General features: G+C 73.2%; 13 protein-coding genes. 1 reads left to right on the top strand and 12 read right to left on the bottom strand.

Annotated features, from left to right (window positions below):
• Positions 1 to 5 precede the first annotated feature (5 nt).
• From ACFYNO_RS15900 to ACFYNO_RS15875, 6 genes are all read right to left on the bottom strand, one after another.
• The gene (locus ACFYNO_RS15900) at positions 6 to 494 is read right to left on the bottom strand and encodes a DUF3180 domain-containing protein (RefSeq protein WP_388011550.1); all 489 of its coding nucleotides are present in this window, start codon (positions 492 to 494) and stop codon (positions 6 to 8) included.
• A gap of 73 nt (positions 495 to 567) precedes the next feature.
• On the bottom strand, positions 568 to 1,161 hold the full coding sequence (gene folK / locus ACFYNO_RS15895) for a 2-amino-4-hydroxy-6-hydroxymethyldihydropteridine diphosphokinase (RefSeq protein ID WP_388011548.1): 594 nt from the start codon (positions 1,159 to 1,161) through the stop codon (positions 568 to 570).
• A gap of 52 nt (positions 1,162 to 1,213) precedes the next feature.
• Complete coding sequence (folB, locus tag ACFYNO_RS15890) at positions 1,214 to 1,573, bottom strand: dihydroneopterin aldolase (RefSeq protein ID WP_388011916.1); 360 nt, start codon at positions 1,571 to 1,573, stop codon at positions 1,214 to 1,216.
• Between the two features lie 135 nt (positions 1,574 to 1,708).
• Entirely contained in the window at positions 1,709 to 2,221 is a 513-nt protein-coding gene (locus ACFYNO_RS15885) for a nuclear transport factor 2 family protein (protein WP_388011546.1), read from the bottom strand.
• A 46-nt stretch (positions 2,222 to 2,267) separates the two neighbouring features.
• The gene (gene folP, locus ACFYNO_RS15880) at positions 2,268 to 3,122 is read right to left on the bottom strand and encodes a dihydropteroate synthase (RefSeq protein ID WP_388011544.1); all 855 of its coding nucleotides are present in this window, start codon (positions 3,120 to 3,122) and stop codon (positions 2,268 to 2,270) included.
• 43 nt (positions 3,123 to 3,165) lie between these two features.
• The gene (locus tag ACFYNO_RS15875) at positions 3,166 to 5,013 is read right to left on the bottom strand and encodes a phosphatidylglycerol lysyltransferase domain-containing protein (RefSeq protein WP_388011542.1); all 1,848 of its coding nucleotides are present in this window, start codon (positions 5,011 to 5,013) and stop codon (positions 3,166 to 3,168) included.
• Between the two features lie 368 nt (positions 5,014 to 5,381).
• Between ACFYNO_RS15875 and ACFYNO_RS15870 the strand changes: the two genes are divergently transcribed.
• Complete coding sequence (locus ACFYNO_RS15870) at positions 5,382 to 6,563, top strand: alpha/beta hydrolase (protein ID WP_388011540.1); 1,182 nt, start codon at positions 5,382 to 5,384, stop codon at positions 6,561 to 6,563.
• A 66-nt stretch (positions 6,564 to 6,629) separates the two neighbouring features.
• Here ACFYNO_RS15870 and folE read toward each other — a convergent pair whose 3' ends face one another.
• From folE to dacB, 6 genes are all read right to left on the bottom strand, one after another.
• Positions 6,630 to 7,235, bottom strand: a complete 606-nt coding sequence (folE, locus tag ACFYNO_RS15865) for a GTP cyclohydrolase I FolE (RefSeq protein ID WP_388011538.1) — start codon at positions 7,233 to 7,235, stop codon at positions 6,630 to 6,632.
• A 121-nt stretch (positions 7,236 to 7,356) separates the two neighbouring features.
• The gene (ftsH, locus tag ACFYNO_RS15860) at positions 7,357 to 9,384 is read right to left on the bottom strand and encodes an ATP-dependent zinc metalloprotease FtsH (RefSeq protein ID WP_388011536.1); all 2,028 of its coding nucleotides are present in this window, start codon (positions 9,382 to 9,384) and stop codon (positions 7,357 to 7,359) included.
• A 263-nt stretch (positions 9,385 to 9,647) separates the two neighbouring features.
• Complete coding sequence (gene hpt / locus ACFYNO_RS15855; protein WP_380404513.1) at positions 9,648 to 10,202, bottom strand: hypoxanthine phosphoribosyltransferase; 555 nt, start codon at positions 10,200 to 10,202, stop codon at positions 9,648 to 9,650.
• A 42-nt stretch (positions 10,203 to 10,244) separates the two neighbouring features.
• Positions 10,245 to 11,384, bottom strand: a complete 1,140-nt coding sequence (gene tilS / locus ACFYNO_RS15850; RefSeq protein WP_388011534.1) for a tRNA lysidine(34) synthetase TilS — start codon at positions 11,382 to 11,384, stop codon at positions 10,245 to 10,247.
• A gap of 157 nt (positions 11,385 to 11,541) precedes the next feature.
• Positions 11,542 to 12,720 (bottom strand): zinc-dependent metalloprotease, encoded by a 1,179-nt coding sequence (locus tag ACFYNO_RS15845; RefSeq protein WP_388011532.1) that lies wholly within the window; start codon positions 12,718 to 12,720, stop codon positions 11,542 to 11,544.
• A 39-nt stretch (positions 12,721 to 12,759) separates the two neighbouring features.
• Positions 12,760 to 14,154: a D-alanyl-D-alanine carboxypeptidase/D-alanyl-D-alanine-endopeptidase gene (gene dacB / locus ACFYNO_RS15840; RefSeq protein ID WP_388011530.1), complete on the bottom strand. Its 1,395-nt coding sequence runs from the start codon at positions 14,152 to 14,154 to the stop codon at positions 12,760 to 12,762.
• Positions 14,155 to 14,177: the final 23 nt, after the last annotated feature.

Here is a 14,177-nt window from a genome sequence, read left to right as displayed (position 1 = left end):
CGGGGTCAGCGCGGGGACGGCATGGTGCCCTTGCCGCCCTCGCCGTCCTCCGGCAGCTTGCAGATGTGCTGCAGCCAGAGCGCCGCCGCGACCACCCCCGCACCGGCCAGCACCGCGAACCCGGCGGTGATCGCCGGACCGTGGTGGGCGTCCAGGTCGGGCAGGGTGAGCAGCTCGATGCCGAAGCCCGCGTAGATCCCGCTGACCACGGCGGAGACCAGCGCACTGGCCTGGCCGAGCACCAGCGCCCGGGCGGCCAGCAGCGGGTCCACGCCCTTCGCCCCCGGCGCCCGGTCCCGGACCGCCTTGAGCCGGCCGCGCAGCGAGATCGCCACCGCGAGCAGCACCACGGCCACCGCCGCGAGCACCACCGGCGCGGCGGCCGGGGTGCCGGGCAGGGTGTCCAGCGAGTTCCAGAGCTTCGCCCCGGCCCAGGCGAGGGCCGTGACGACCACGAAGATGCCCAGCAGGAGTCGCAGGCGCAGCGGCTTCACGGAACCGGAGTCCCTTCTTTACGGTCGATCGGCGGTCTCCCCGACCTTAGACCCTCCGGCATTCGGGGGGTCTTCACTCCGGCAGCCGCAGCTCCAGATCGGCCCGCCGCCGCACGCCCTGGGCGTCGCCGATCTTGCCGAGCAGATCGGCCACCGGGCCGTGGCCGGGCAGCTCGGCGGCCGGGTCGGCGTCCAGCCAGGGGGCGAGCACGAAGGCCCGCTCGTGGGCGCGCGGGTGCGGCAGCAGCAGCACCGGGTCCTCGCTCAGCGCGTTCTGGTAGCTGATGATGTCCACGTCCAGGGTGCGGGCGCCCCAGCGCACGGTGCGCTCCCGGCCGAAGGCGTCCTCGACCGCGTTGGCCCGCTCCAGCAGCGAGTGCGGCGGCAGCGTGGTGCGCAGCACCACCACCGCGTTGTAGTAGGCGGGCTGCTCGTCGGGACCGCCCAGCGGGTCGGTCTCGAAGACGCCGGAGACCGCGGTGATCTTCAGGCCCGGGGTGTCCGCCAGCGCGTCCACCGCGCCCTGCAGGGTCTCCATCCGGTTGCCGAGGTTGCTGCCCAGTGCGATCACCGCGGTGCGCGGGCTGGACAGGGTGGAGTCGACGCTGTCCACCCGGTGCTGCAGGTCGAAAGTGGTCGGCGAGGCGGTCGGGTCGCTGGTGCTCATCGGTAGTCGTCCTCTGCTGCGGTTCGGCCGGGCGCGGGCGGGAGCGGCTCCGTCATCCGCGGCCCCGGTGGATGGTGACGGTCACGTCGTCGAACGGCACGGTGATCGGCGCGTCCGGCTTGTGCACCGTGACCTCGACCTCCTGGACCGCCTCGTGCGTCAGGCACTGGTCGGCGATCCGCTGGGCCAGGGTCTCGATCAGGTCGACCGGCTCGCCCGCGATGATCGCGGTGACCTGCTCGGCCACCACGCCGTAGTGGGCCGTGCGGCTCAGGTCGTCGCCGGAGGCCGCCGGGCGGGTGTCCAGGTGGAGCACGAGGTCGACCACGAAGGTCTGCCCCTCGATCCGCTCGCGCTCGAAGACACCGTGGTGACCGCGGGCCCGCAGGCCTCGCAGGGTGACGCGGTCCAGCACCTGGCTCACTGCTCCTATCCTGGCTGCCCCTGATCGGGCTGCGGCGGGCTCCGTCGCCCGCCGCCCTCGAATCTACCCGCGCCGGCCGACGCCCCCGACCCCGGTCCCGAGGCCCGCCCGCCCCCGCGCGTGCTACTCCGGCCGGTCCTCGTCCTCTTCGTCGTCCCCGCTGGTGAGCACCGGGGAGCCGTGGTGGGACCAGAGCCGCCAGCCCGCGGCGGTGCGGCGGAACAGGTTGCTGGCGACCACCTTGCCGCCGACCAGCGGGCCGAGTTCGCCCTCCTCCTCGGCCTCGCCGCCGGAGAGGATGTTCTCGGTGCAGGTGACCAGCGCCACGTCCCCCTGCACCTCGACCTCGACGTCGGTCAGGAAGAACTGGATGTACTCGGTGTTCATCATGATCAGCAGGTAGGAGCGGGTCACCTGGGCCCGCCCGCGGAGCACCGGCCAGCCCGGGTGGACGCAGGTGACCCCGGTCTTGTCGTCCGCGTCCGCGGCCGACAGCCAGACCTCCTCCAGCGCCTCCAGGTCGCCGTTCTCCAGCGACTCGTAGAGCCGCAGGTTCGCCGCCAGGACCGCCTCGCGGTCGGCCGCCAGCGCGGCCGCCCGCCCGTTGCCGCCGTTGCCCTTGGGGTCACCGGTCACGCCACCACCCAGCCTTCCGTCCAGCACCGCTCGTCTCCCGCTCGAATCAGCTCGGGCCGGCCGCCCGCCAGGCGGCCACCACCCGCACGGCGTCGGCGGTGCCGGCCACGTCGTGCACCCGGACCGCCCAGGCCCCCGCCCTGGCCGACAACGCGGAGACCGCCGCGGTCGCGTCGTCACGCCGCCGGGCCGGCCGCAGCTCGCCCGTTTGCGGGTCGGCCAGCAGCGTACCCAGGAAGCGCTTGCGGGATGCGGCCACCAGGACGGGACGGCCCAAGGCGGTCAACGCGTCCAAACCTCCGAGCAGGGCCCAGTTGTGGGCACTGGTCTTGGCGAATCCGAGGCCCGGATCGAGGATCAGCTGCTCCTCCTTGACCCCCGCCGCGAGCAGCGCCCCGACCCGCTCGGAGAGCTCGCCGACCACCTCGGCGACCACGTCCCCGTAGACCGCCAGCGCGTCCATGTCGGCGGACTGGCCGCGCCAGTGCATCACCACGAAGGGGGCCCCGCGGTCGGCCACCACCCGGGCCATGTCCGGGTCGGCCAGGCCGCCGGAGACGTCGTTCACCAGCACCGCGCCGGCCGCCAGCGCCCGCTCGGCCACGCCGGCCCGCATGGTGTCCACCGAGACCACCACGCCGGCCTCGGCCAGGCCGCGGACCACCGGGAGCACCCGGCGCAGCTCCTCCTCCTCGGTGACCCGCCGGGAGCCGGGGCGGGTCGACTCACCGCCCACGTCCACCAGGTCCGCCCCGCGCGCCACCAGGTCCAGGCCGTGCCGCACCGCCGCCCGCGGATCCAGCCACTGGCCGCCGTCCGAGAACGAGTCGGGCGTGACGTTGACGACGCCCATCACGGCGCAGCGGTCGAGGGCGGGCAGGCCGGGCAGCGGGTTGTTCATGAGCCCATTATCGGCCCGACCCGCCCCCGGCCCACCGGACGGTCTAGGCCGCCGGAGCGACCGTGCCCTGGCCTTCCGCCGAGGCCGGCATCAGGCCCTCGCGCTGCTTCTTGCGGCCGAACCGCGGCATGCCGAGGGTGATGAACGCCTCCGCCTGCATCGCGGCGAAGCCGATCCGGGGCAGGTCCCGGGTGTTCTTGTAGACCAGGAACCGCGGCTCCCACTCCGGCTGGAACTTGGCGTTGAACTTGTACAGCGACTCGATCTGGAACCACCGGGAGAGGAAGACCAGCAGCCCCCGCCAGGCCCGCAGCACCGGGCCCGCGCCGATCCGCTCGCCGCGGGCCAGCGCCGAGCGGAACATCGCGAAGTTCAGCGAGACCCGCCGCACCCCCAGCTCCGGCACGGCCTGCAGGGCGGCCACGATCAGCAGCTCGTTCAGCCCGGGGTCGGCCGCCCGGTCGCGGCGCATCAGCTCCAGCGAGATACCGTCCTCGCCCCAGGGGACGAAGTGCAGCACCGCCTTCAGGTCGTCCGCCTCCGGCTCCTCGCCCTCCAGCGGCGCCTTGTGCGCGGTGACCACCACGCAGTCGTCGTCGCCCGGGTCGCCGAACCGGCCGAGCGCCATGGAGAAGCCGCGCTCGGTGTCGGTGCCGCGCCAGCGGGCGGCCGCGTCGGCGATCCGCCGCTTCTCCGCCAGGTCCAGGTCGCCGACCCGGCGGACCTTGCAGGAGTAGCCGTTGCGCTCGATCCGCTTGACCATCTGGCGGACGTTGCGCATCGCCCGGCCGGAGAGCGAGAAGGTGGCGGTGTCCACGATCGCCTCGTCGCCCAGCTCCAGCGCGTCCAGGTGCGCCTCACGGGTCCAGACCTCGCCGCCGACCTCGCTGCAGCCCATCACGGCCGGCACCCAGGCGTGCTCGCGGGCCTGCGTCATGAACTCCTTGATCGCGCCGGGCCAGGCCTCCACGTCGCCGACCGGGTCGCCGGAGGCGAGCATCACCCCGGAGACCACCCGGTAGGAGATCGCCGCCTTGCCGCTGGGCGAGAAGAGCACGCTCTTGTCCCGGCGCAGCGCGAAGTAGCCCAGCGAGTCGCGCCTGCCGTGCCGGTCGAGCAGGGCCCGCACCCGGGACTCGTCCTCGGCGGTCAGCTCCGGCTCCGGCTTGCCGGGGCGCAGCAGCAGGTAGGCGGTGGAGACCGCGGTCAGCAGGCCGAGCCCGGCCAGCGAGTAGCCGACCACGTCGCCGACCCGGTCCGGGTGGTAGGTGATCGGGCCGTCCAGCCCGAAGAGCCCCCAGACCGTCTCGCGCACCTTCGCCATCAGGCTCGGGTGACCCATCTCACGGGCCGGGTGCGAGCTCACGATCAGGAAGCCGAGGCCCAGGCTGATCGCGCCCATCACCACCAGGTTGAGCAGTGCCCGCCAGCGGGTGCGCGGGTCGGCCTTGGCGTAGAACTCGCGGCGGTGCAGCAGCATCACCACCAGCAGCACCAGCGAGACCACGGCCGGGCCGACCTGGTGCCAGCGCAGCACGTGCAGCGCGGCACTGACCGGCAGCAGCACACAGACCAGCCGCCAGGCCCGGCGCTTGCGGCGGCGCAGCGCGTGCGCCAGCAGCACCAGCAGGATGCCGATCAGCAGGGTGCCGGCGGTGGCGATGGTGGTGGTGGCGCCCGGCAGCTGCCCGGCCCACAGGTGCATCCGGCTCCGGCGCAGCCGCGGGAAGACCCCGGCCGCGATGTCCATCAGACCGATCAGCAGGGCCGCGTAGCCGACCGCACCGGGCAGCCAGGCCCGGGGCACGGCCGCGGCCTGGTGGCGCAGCGTCTGGAGGCCCCGCTTGCGGGGCTGCTCCGGGGACGACTCAGCGGACACGGGAGCGCTCATGGAAGCTCAGCGTAATTGCTTCCCGGAGGTGGCCGGTCACCCTGGGGAGTGAGCCGTGAGGGACCTTCATCCTGTGCTTCCTTCGGCAGACCAAGAAACCGTCAAGAACGAGTAATGGGTGCCCACCAGCACCGCAGCCCCCGATCGCCGGTGCTGCCGGCCCCCGTCTGGGTGGCGACGCCGAAGTCTAGAGCTTTGGTTCCTGTGGGTGAAGCCGGGCGGCCGCCCGCGCGCCGCCCGTGCCGCCCGCCGCCCGCCCGCCGTTGCCCCAGTGGCGCGGGTGGCTCGAGTGGCCGCCCGTGCGGCGGTCTCCGATGATGAGTCAGCGGTGCCCGCCGCAGAGCTGACGGACCGCCAGGGAGTCTGGAATGGAGCTGACCAGCACCGCGCTGCTGGGTATCGCGGCCGCGGCCGCGGTGCTGGCGAGCGCCGCGGCGCTCTGGCTCTGGCCGCGGCTGGCCCGCAACCGGCCCTGGCAAGTGCTCGGCCGGCTCGGTCTGCTGATCACCACTCAGCTGGCGGTACTCGCGGTCGCCGGGTTGACGCTGAACGGGGCCTTCGGCTTCTACACCTCCTGGGACGACCTGTTGCAGCAGGACACCCGGCAGTTGGCGCTGGCGCCCACCGGCGCCGCGCGGGGCGGGCCGCCGGCCGGGGACACCCTGGTCCGCCCGGGTGAGGACGGCGGGCTCTCCGGCGTCAACGACCTGCCGCAGGGGAAGCCGGAGGAGGTCGGCCGGGTGGACTCCATCCGGGTGAGCGGCAAGGAGAGCGGCCTCAGCGACCAGATGTTCATCTACCTGCCACCCGAGTACTTCAATCCGAAGTACGCCCGGGAGCGGTTCCCGGTGCTGCTCACCCTCGCGGGCTACCCCGGCACCCCGCTGCACCTGCTCTCCGAGCTGCACACCCCGCAGCAGGTGTGGGACCTGCAGCGGACCGGCCGGATGGCGCCGACCGTGGTGGTGATGGCCCGCCCGACGGTGGCCGCGCCGCGCAACACCGAGTGCGTGGACGTGCCCGGCGGGCCGGCCACCGAGACCTGGTTCGCCAAGGACCTGCCGGCCGCGCTGCGCTCCGCCTACCGGGTCAGCCGCTCGGCGCAGTCCTGGGCGGTGCTCGGCTACTCCACCGGCGGCAGCTGCGCGCTGCGGCTGGCGCTGCGCGACCCCGGCTCCTACGGCAGCGCGGCGGCGCTGCACGCCGAGTACCAGGTGGGCGCGGACTGGAGCACCGGCGGCGACCTGTTCGCCGGCAACCAGCAGCTGGCCCAGGGCTACGATCTGGCCTGGCGGCTGCGCAGCCTGCCGGCGCCGCGGACCTCGCTGCTGATCGTCTCCACCCGGACCGAGGACGACTACCCGGCCACCCAGCAGTTCCTGGCCGCGGCCGCCCCGGTCAGCCAGGCGCACCCCGGCTTCACCGTGGACTCGCTCTTCCTCCCCGACGGCGGCCACAGCTTCGACACCTGGCGGCGCGAGCTGCCCGCCTCGCTGGAGTGGATCGGCGACCACCTCGAGCCCGCCCCGGACCGCGAGCCGCGCAGCTGACGCCAAAGGCCCGCCGAGCGGGTGCTCGGCGGGCCTCCGGCAGCCTCCCCGCGGCTCCTCAGGCGGTCAGCGGCTCATGATGAGGCTCATCGCCTCGGCCCGGGTGGCGGGGTCGCGCAGCTGCCCGCGCACGGCCGAGGTGATGGTCTTGGCGCCGGCCTTGCGGATGCCGCGCATCGACATGCACATGTGCTCGCACTCGATCACCACGATCGCGCCGCGCGGCTCCAGGATCCGCATCAGCGAGTCGGCGACCTGGCTGGTCAGGCGCTCCTGCACCTGGGGGCGGCGGGCGAAGACGTCGACCAGCCGGGCCAGCTTGGACAGGCCGGTGATCTTGCCGCTGGCGGCCGGGATGTAGCCGACGTGGGCGACCCCCCGGAACGGCACCAGGTGGTGCTCGCAGGTGGAGAACACCTCGATGTCCTTGACCAGCACCATCTCGTCGTGGCCGAGGTCGAAGGTGGTGGTCAGCACGTCCTCGGGCTGCTGGTAGAGGCCGGCGAATATCTCCTGGTAGGCGCGCGCCACCCGGGCGGGGGTTTCCAGCAGGCCCTCGCGGTCCGGGTCCTCGCCCACCGCGATCAGCAGCTCGCGGACCGCGTTCTCGGCCCTCTTCTGATCGAAGGTGCCGATGGCGGACGGACCGTCAAGCGTGACCGGGTCGATCATGCGAGCCTCGCAGAAGTAGCAGGGGTGAAGGGGCTGAACAGCACGGATGCCGCGCCTCCAGGGTACAAACCCGGGTGGCGCGGCATCCATTCCGTTCAACTGGTGCCCCGGAGGGCACCGGTCAGCCCTCGGTGGCCTCGCCGGTGACCGGCGGGAGCTTCACGATGTCCACCGGGGAGGTGGCGGCGCCGTTGGACAGCGCCAGCTCCTTCGGGGACTGCACCGGCGGCCGGGTGGACGGGGTGCGGCGGGCCGACCCGGTCCAGGCCGGACGGGCCGGGCGCTTGACGATCGTCGAGAAGATCTCGGCGATCTGCTCCTTGTTCAGGGTCTCCTTCTCGAGGAGCTCCAGGACCAGGTTGTCGAGCACGTCCCGGTTCTCGACCAGGATCTCCCAGGCCTCGTTGTGGGCGTTCTCGATCAGCTTCTTGACCTCTTCGTCCACCAGCCCGGCGACCTCTTCCGAGTAGTCGCGCTGGTGGCCCATCTCACGGCCGAGGAACGGCTCGGAGTTGTCGCTGCCGAACTTGATCGCGCCCAGCCGCTCGGTCATGCCGTACTGGGTGACCATCGCGCGGGCCGTGGCGGTGGCCTTCTCGATGTCGTTCGCGGCGCCGGTGGTCGGGTCGTGGAAGACCAGCTCCTCGGCCGCCCGGCCGCCCAGCATGTAGGCGAGCTGGTCCAGCATCTCGTTGCGGGTCTGGGAGTACTTGTCCTCCTCCGGCAGCACCATGGTGTAGCCCAGGGCGCGGCCGCGGGACAGGATGGTGATCTTGTGCACCGGGTCGGAGTTCGGCGAGGCCGCCGCGACCAGGGCGTGGCCGCCCTCGTGGTACGCGGTGATCTTCTTCTCCTTGTCCGACATGATCCGGGTGCGCTTCTGCGGACCCGCCACCACGCGGTCGATCGCCTCGTCGAGGAGACCGTTGTCGATCAGCTTCTTGTCCGAACGGGCGGTCAGCAGGGCCGCCTCGTTCAGCACGTTGGACAGATCGGCACCGGTGAAGCCCGGGGTCCGCTTGGCGACGGCCGACAGGTCGACGTCCGGCGCGATCGGCTTGCCCTTCTGGTGCACCTTGAGGATGTCCAGCCGGCCCTGCAGGTCGGGGCGCTCGACCGCGATCTGCCGGTCGAAGCGGCCCGGGCGCAGCAGCGCCGGGTCCAGGATGTCGGGGCGGTTGGTGGCGGCGATCAGGATCACGCCGCCCTTCACGTCGAAGCCGTCCATCTCGACCAGCAGCTGGTTGAGGGTCTGCTCGCGCTCGTCGTGGCCGCCGCCGAGGCCGGCCCCGCGGTGCCGGCCGACCGCGTCGATCTCGTCGACGAAGATGATCGCCGGGGCGTTGGCCTTGGCCTGCTCGAACAGGTCGCGGACCCGGGAGGCGCCGACGCCGACGAACATCTCGACGAAGTCGGAACCGGAGATCGAGTAGAACGGCACGCCCGCCTCGCCCGCGACGGCGCGCGCGAGCAGGGTCTTGCCGGTGCCGGGCGGGCCGTAGAGCAGCACGCCCTTGGGGATCTTCGCGCCGACCGCCTGGAACTTCGACGGCTCCTGCAGGAACTCCTTGATCTCGTGGAGCTCCTCCACCGCCTCGTCCGCGCCGGCCACGTCCGAGAAGGTGGTCTTCGGGGTGTCCTTGGTGAGCAGCTTGGCCTTGGACTTGCCGAACTGCATGACCCGGGAGCCGCCGCCCTGCATCTGGTTCATCAGGAAGAGGAAGACCAGGACGATGACCACGATCGGCAGCATCGACAGCAGCAGGCTGACGATGGTCGACTGCTTCTCGTTGTTGATGGTGTAACCCTGCGGGGGCATCAGCGAGGCGTTGCTCGACATCTTCTCGGCCAGGTCCTTGCCCTGGTCGCCGATGTACGTCGCCTGGAACTTGGTGCCCGAGGGGACCTTGCCGTTGCTGCCCACGGGCAGCGCGGTGCCCTCCTTCAGCTCGACCTTGACGGTCTGCGAGTCACCGGTGGTGATCTGAGCCTGCTTGACGTTGCCCGCGTCGATCGCCGCGACCACCTGGCCGGTGTCTACCGTCTTGTAGCCGTTCGAGTCCGAAACGACGTTCATCAGCACAATGACGGCGACGACTGCCAGGAGGATCCATGCGATCGGCGCGCGGAAGTATCGCTTGACGTCCATCCATGCGGGGCGTTGCCGCCCCGTCCCTCCTGCCACTCAAACGGCACCTGGCGGCCTTCTGCCGTCGGCGCTTCCGATGGTGTGCGTGCGCACCCCGCTCGACCCTCCTGCAAAAAAGGCCAGTACGAAGAGCGGGTAATTTGACCGTACAGCAGTGATGCCCCGCTCTGTGGAAGCGCGGCGGTACGGCCCTATGCAGTTGTCCGTTCGCCGACTCCAACGGGCGAGACCGGTGGGGTGTTCCCCCGCGTGCCGATCGGCGCTCAGCCGCCGTACACGTGTGGAGCGAGCGTACCGATGAACGGGAGGTTGCGGAGCTTCTCCGCGTAGTCCAATCCGTAGCCGACCACGAACTCGTTGGGGATGTCGAACCCGACGTACTTGACGTCGATCTCCACCTTGGCCGCGTCCGGCTTGCGGAGCAGGGTGCAGACCTCCAGCGAGGCCGGGCCGCGCGAACCCAGGTTGCCGAGCAGCCAGGACAGGGTCAGGCCGGAGTCGATGATGTCCTCGACGATCAGCACGTCGCGGCCGGCGATGTCGGTGTCCAGGTCCTTGAGGATCCGCACCACGCCGGAGGACTTGGTGCCCATGCCGTAGGAGGAGACCGCCATCCAGTCCATGGTCACCTGCGAGTGCAGGGCCCGGGCCAGGTCGGCCATCACCATCACCGCGCCCTTGAGGACGCCGACGATCAGCAGGTCCTTCCCGGCGTAGTCCCGGTCGATCCGCTCCGCCAGCTCCGCCAGCTTCGCGTCGATCTCGTCCTTGCTGATGAGCACCTTCGCCAGGTCGGCGCCCATGTCCTTGTCGTCCACCGGGTCTACGTCCTCAAGAGTTCGTGGTTCCTGTGCCGGCGATCAGTCGTTCCGCCGCCGAAACACCAGGTTGCCACACCTGCGGGTGACCTCGACCCCCCCGGGTAGCTGCAGCGGTCCCTGACCGCGCCAGCCGGTCACCAGCTGGTCCACCGATTCCAGGTGGCGGGCGAACAGGTCGCCGGCCGGGCAGCCGGTGCGCAGCGCGATCCGGCGCAGCACCCGGCGGCGCACCGCCGCGGGCAGCGGGGTCAGCCCGGCCACCGGCAGCTCGCCCCGGCCGTCGTGCGGGTCGCGCCGGTAGAGCTCCTGCTCGGCGCGCTCGGCCCACTGGTCCAGCGCGTCCGCGTCGTCCCGGAAGAGCCGGGCGGTGCGGGCCAGCGCCTCCACCACGCCGCCGCCCAGGTGCTTCTCCAGCACCGGCAGCACCTCGTGCCGGACCCGGGCGCGGGTGTAGGCGGGGTCCAGGTTGTGCGGGTCGTCCCAGACCGGGATGGACTGCGCGGCGCAGGCCTGCCGGGTGGCGGCCCGGTCCACGTCCAGCAGCGGGCGGCGGTAGCGGCCCTTGCGGCCCGGCATGCCGGCCAGCGAGCGGGCGCCGGAGCCGCGGGCCAGGCCCAGCAGCACCGTCTCGGCCTGGTCGTCCCTGGTGTGGCCGAGGAAGACGGCCAGCGCCCGGTGCCGCTCGGCGGCCTCGTCCAGCGCGGCGTACCGGGCCTCGCGGGCGGCGGCCTCGGGGCCGCCCTGCCGGCCGACCCGGACGGCGACCGCCTCGACCGGGTCCAGGCCGAAGGCGCGCAGCCGGTCGGCCACCTGGCGGGCGCGGTCGGCGCTGCCCTCCTGGAGGCCGTGGTCCACGGTGACGGCGCCGACCCGCAGGCCGAGCTTGGGGGCCTCGAAGGCGGTGGCGCTGGCCAGGGCCATCGAGTCGGCGCCGCCGCTGACCGCGACCAGCACCAGCGGGGCGTCGGGGGCGGCGGGGGTGCGGGGCAGGCCGGAGGGGTGGCGGCGGGCGTTGCCGATCAGCACGGTGGCGGGGCCGGCCGGGGCGGGCACGGCGGGCATCCGGTTGGCGGCCGGGACGGGGACGGGGGCGCCGGACTGGACGGCCTCCGCCGCCAGGTCCGCGAGGGCGCGGCGGACGGCCAGGCGTATCGCCGCGACCGCGGGGTGTGGGGCCATGGGAAGCAGCTCCTCGGACGGAAGGATCCGGCCATCGGGTGACCGGGTGCTCACAGATCGTCGCAGAACGGGGGGCAGGCCCGAGCCCCCCGCGCCACCAGTACGACCACGGTCCCACGGACGGGTGAATGCAGAAACGTATCGCCGCTCCGCGCCCTCACTCGTCCGGGGGCTTCGGTTGGGACTGGCGTCCGACCCGGGCCACCCAGGCGGCCGGGTCGTGGATCTCGTCCTTGGTCGGCAGCGTGTTCGGGGAGGTCCAGACCCGGTTGAAGCCGTCCATCCCGATCCGGTCCAGCACGGCCCGGACGAAGACCGCGCCGTCCTGGTACTGGCGCAGCTTGGCGTCCATCCCGAGCAGCCGGCGCAGCATCAGGTCCAGCCGGCCCGCGCCCCGGTCCCGGCGGCGCTGGAACTTCTCCCGGATCTCCGCCACGCTCGGCACCACGGCCGGCCCGACGCCGTCCATCACCACGTCGGCGTGGCCCTCCAGCAGCGACATCACCGCGGTCAGCCGGGCCAGCACCTCCCGCTGACGGGGCGTCTGGACCACCTCCAGCAGCCCGCCGGCCGGCCGCTCCCCCGGTGCCAGCGCCTCGCGCAGCCGCTCCAGCAGCGCCACCGGCTCCACGTCGGTCTCGGCCAGGAAGGACTGCACCTCGGACTGCACGTGGTCGCGGAGCCAGGGCACGGCGGTGAACTGGGTGCGGTGGGTCTCCTCGTGCAGGCAGACCCAGAGCCGGAAGTCGTGCGGGTCGACGTCCAGCTCCCGCTCCACCTGCACGATGTTGGGCGCCACCAGCAGCAGCCGGCCGGGGGCCGCGGTGACCGGGCGGGTGCCGCCGCCGTCCGGCAGGGCGGTCCGCGGGCGGTCGAAGAGGCCCGCGGGGCTGTCCGGCGCGATCGGCTCCGGCTCGGCGGCGAAGGTCTCGTACTGGCCCAGCACCTTGCCGGAGAGCAGCGCCAGCACCGCGCCGAGCTCCAGGCCGGTGACCTTGCCGCCGACCGCGCCCAGCACCGAGCCGCCCGGGGTCTGCTCCCGGCGGGCCGCCAGCTTGCCGGTGAGCGGGGCGATCACGGCGCGGAAGCCCGCCACGTTGGCCCGCACCCAGCCGGGCCGGTCCACCACCAGCACCCGGGAGCCCGCCGAGCGGGCCGTCATCCGGGTGTACTCGCGGACCGCGCCCTCGGCCGCCACGGCGTGCTCCCGCAGCTCGGCGACGACCGCCGCCGCCTCGGCCCGGCTGACCACCGGGCCCGGCCGGGCCAGCCTGGTCGCGGTCGCGACCGCGAGATTCCAGTCGACCATGTCCGCACCGCCGCTCGCGCTCGTCATGGCTTCACCGTACGTGCTCGGCGGCGCCTGCGGCAGCGTTCAGCGGCAGCCGCAGGAGGCGAGCCGGGTGACGATCCGGTCCATCGCGTACCGGGCGGCGTTGGGGTCCACCGCGCCCTTGGTCATCAGCGCGAAGACCAGCACCCGGCCGTCGGCGTCCACCACGCTGCCGGCCAGGGTGTTCACCCCGGTCAGCGAGCCGGTCTTGGCCCGGACGATGCCGGCCCCGTCGGCCGAGCCCTGGGCGGCCTGGTAGCGCAGCCGCAGGGTGCCGGTGAAGCCGCCGATCGGCAGGCCCGTGAGCACCGGGCGCAGCTGCGGGTGGTCCGGCGCCGCGGCCATCGCCAGCAGGTCGGTCAGCAGCACCGGCGGGATGGTGTTGTGGGTGTTCAGCCCGCTGCTGTCGTTCAGCTGCACGCCCTGCATCGGCAGGCCGAGCCTGGCCAGCTCGGCGGTGACCGCGGCGGCCGCCCCCTCGTAGCTGACCGGCTGCTTGCCGGCCACCGCGACCTGACGGCCGATCGCCTCGGCCAGCGTGTTGTCCGAGTTGGTCAGCGCCCGCTCGACCAGCCGGCCGATGATCGGCGACTCCACCTCGCCCAGCCGCGCGGCGCCGGCCGGGGCGGCGGCCTCCTTGGGTTTGTCGGCCACCTTGACGCCCTGGGCGGCGAGCAGGTCGCCGAACTTGGCCGCGGCCTGGCCCGCCGGGTCGGGCACCCGGACCGGGGCCTCCACGTCGTCGGTGGCGGTCACCCGGCCCTCGTCGATCATCAGCGCGGACATCGGGCCGATGTCGGTGCCGTCGTTGAACGGGTGGAAGGCCGGGCCGGTGTAGAGCGAGGTGTCGTAGTCCAGGTGGACCGTGGTCAGGTTGGCCGCCTTCAGCGCCGCCGCGGTCTGCCGGGCCAGGTCGGGCAGCGAGGCCGGGGCCGAGTCGCCGTCCACCGGGGCGAGGCCGATCCTTATCTGATCCGGGTTCAGCCCGCTGAGCGTCGGGTCGCCGCCGCCCACCAGCACGATCTCGTCCGGCCCGGCGCCCTTGACCACCTTGGTGGCCAGCCGGGTCTGCGGCGGCAGCAGGCTGAGCGCGGCGACCGAGGTGGCCAGCTTGGTGGTGGAGGCCGGGGTGGCCGGGCTGCTCTCGCCGGAGCCCAGCAGCAGCTTGCCGGTGGTGCCGTCGGCGATCGCGAAGGTCAGCGTGCCCAACGCCTTGTCACCGGTCAGCGCGCCCAGCGCGGCCTGCACCCCCGCGGTGCTCGGCACCCCGTCCGGGGTGCTCACGGCGGGCTCCAGCACCGGCCGGGCGGCGGCGGCCGAGGGTGCGGCGCCGGCGCCGGGCGCCAGCGGATGCGCGGGGGTGCCGCCCGCCAGAAGAGCGATTCCGGTCGCCGCCGCCACTCCCGCGCCGACCAGGCCCCGCCGAGTCCCTGCCACTGCCCAACCCCTTTCCCGATCAC

It is taken from the genome of Kitasatospora sp. NPDC006697, from assembly GCF_042869935.1.
GTDB lineage: Bacteria > Actinomycetota > Actinomycetes > Streptomycetales > Streptomycetaceae > Kitasatospora.
Note: the sequence above shows the minus strand (reverse complement) of the source record. Positions and strands in the feature narration are given on the sequence as shown.

What these genes read in the sequence shown, in the direction of transcription:
- tilS (WP_388011534.1), bottom strand. Translation starts at nt 11,384, where the DNA reads ATGGCCCCACACCCCGCGGTCGCGGCGATACGCCTGGCCGTCCGCCGC.
- folP (WP_388011544.1), bottom strand. Translation starts at nt 3,122, where the DNA reads ATGAACAACCCGCTGCCCGGCCTGCCCGCCCTCGACCGCTGCGCCGTG.
- ACFYNO_RS15845 (WP_388011532.1), bottom strand. Translation starts at nt 12,720, where the DNA reads ATGACGAGCGCGAGCGGCGGTGCGGACATGGTCGACTGGAATCTCGCG.
- ACFYNO_RS15870 (WP_388011540.1), top strand. Translation starts at nt 5,382, where the DNA reads ATGGAGCTGACCAGCACCGCGCTGCTGGGTATCGCGGCCGCGGCCGCG.
- folE (WP_388011538.1), bottom strand. Translation starts at nt 7,235, where the DNA reads ATGATCGACCCGGTCACGCTTGACGGTCCGTCCGCCATCGGCACCTTC.
- ACFYNO_RS15875 (WP_388011542.1), bottom strand. Translation starts at nt 5,013, where the DNA reads ATGAGCGCTCCCGTGTCCGCTGAGTCGTCCCCGGAGCAGCCCCGCAAG.
- ftsH (WP_388011536.1), bottom strand. Translation starts at nt 9,384, where the DNA reads ATGGACGTCAAGCGATACTTCCGCGCGCCGATCGCATGGATCCTCCTG.
- folK (WP_388011548.1), bottom strand. Translation starts at nt 1,161, where the DNA reads ATGAGCACCAGCGACCCGACCGCCTCGCCGACCACTTTCGACCTGCAG.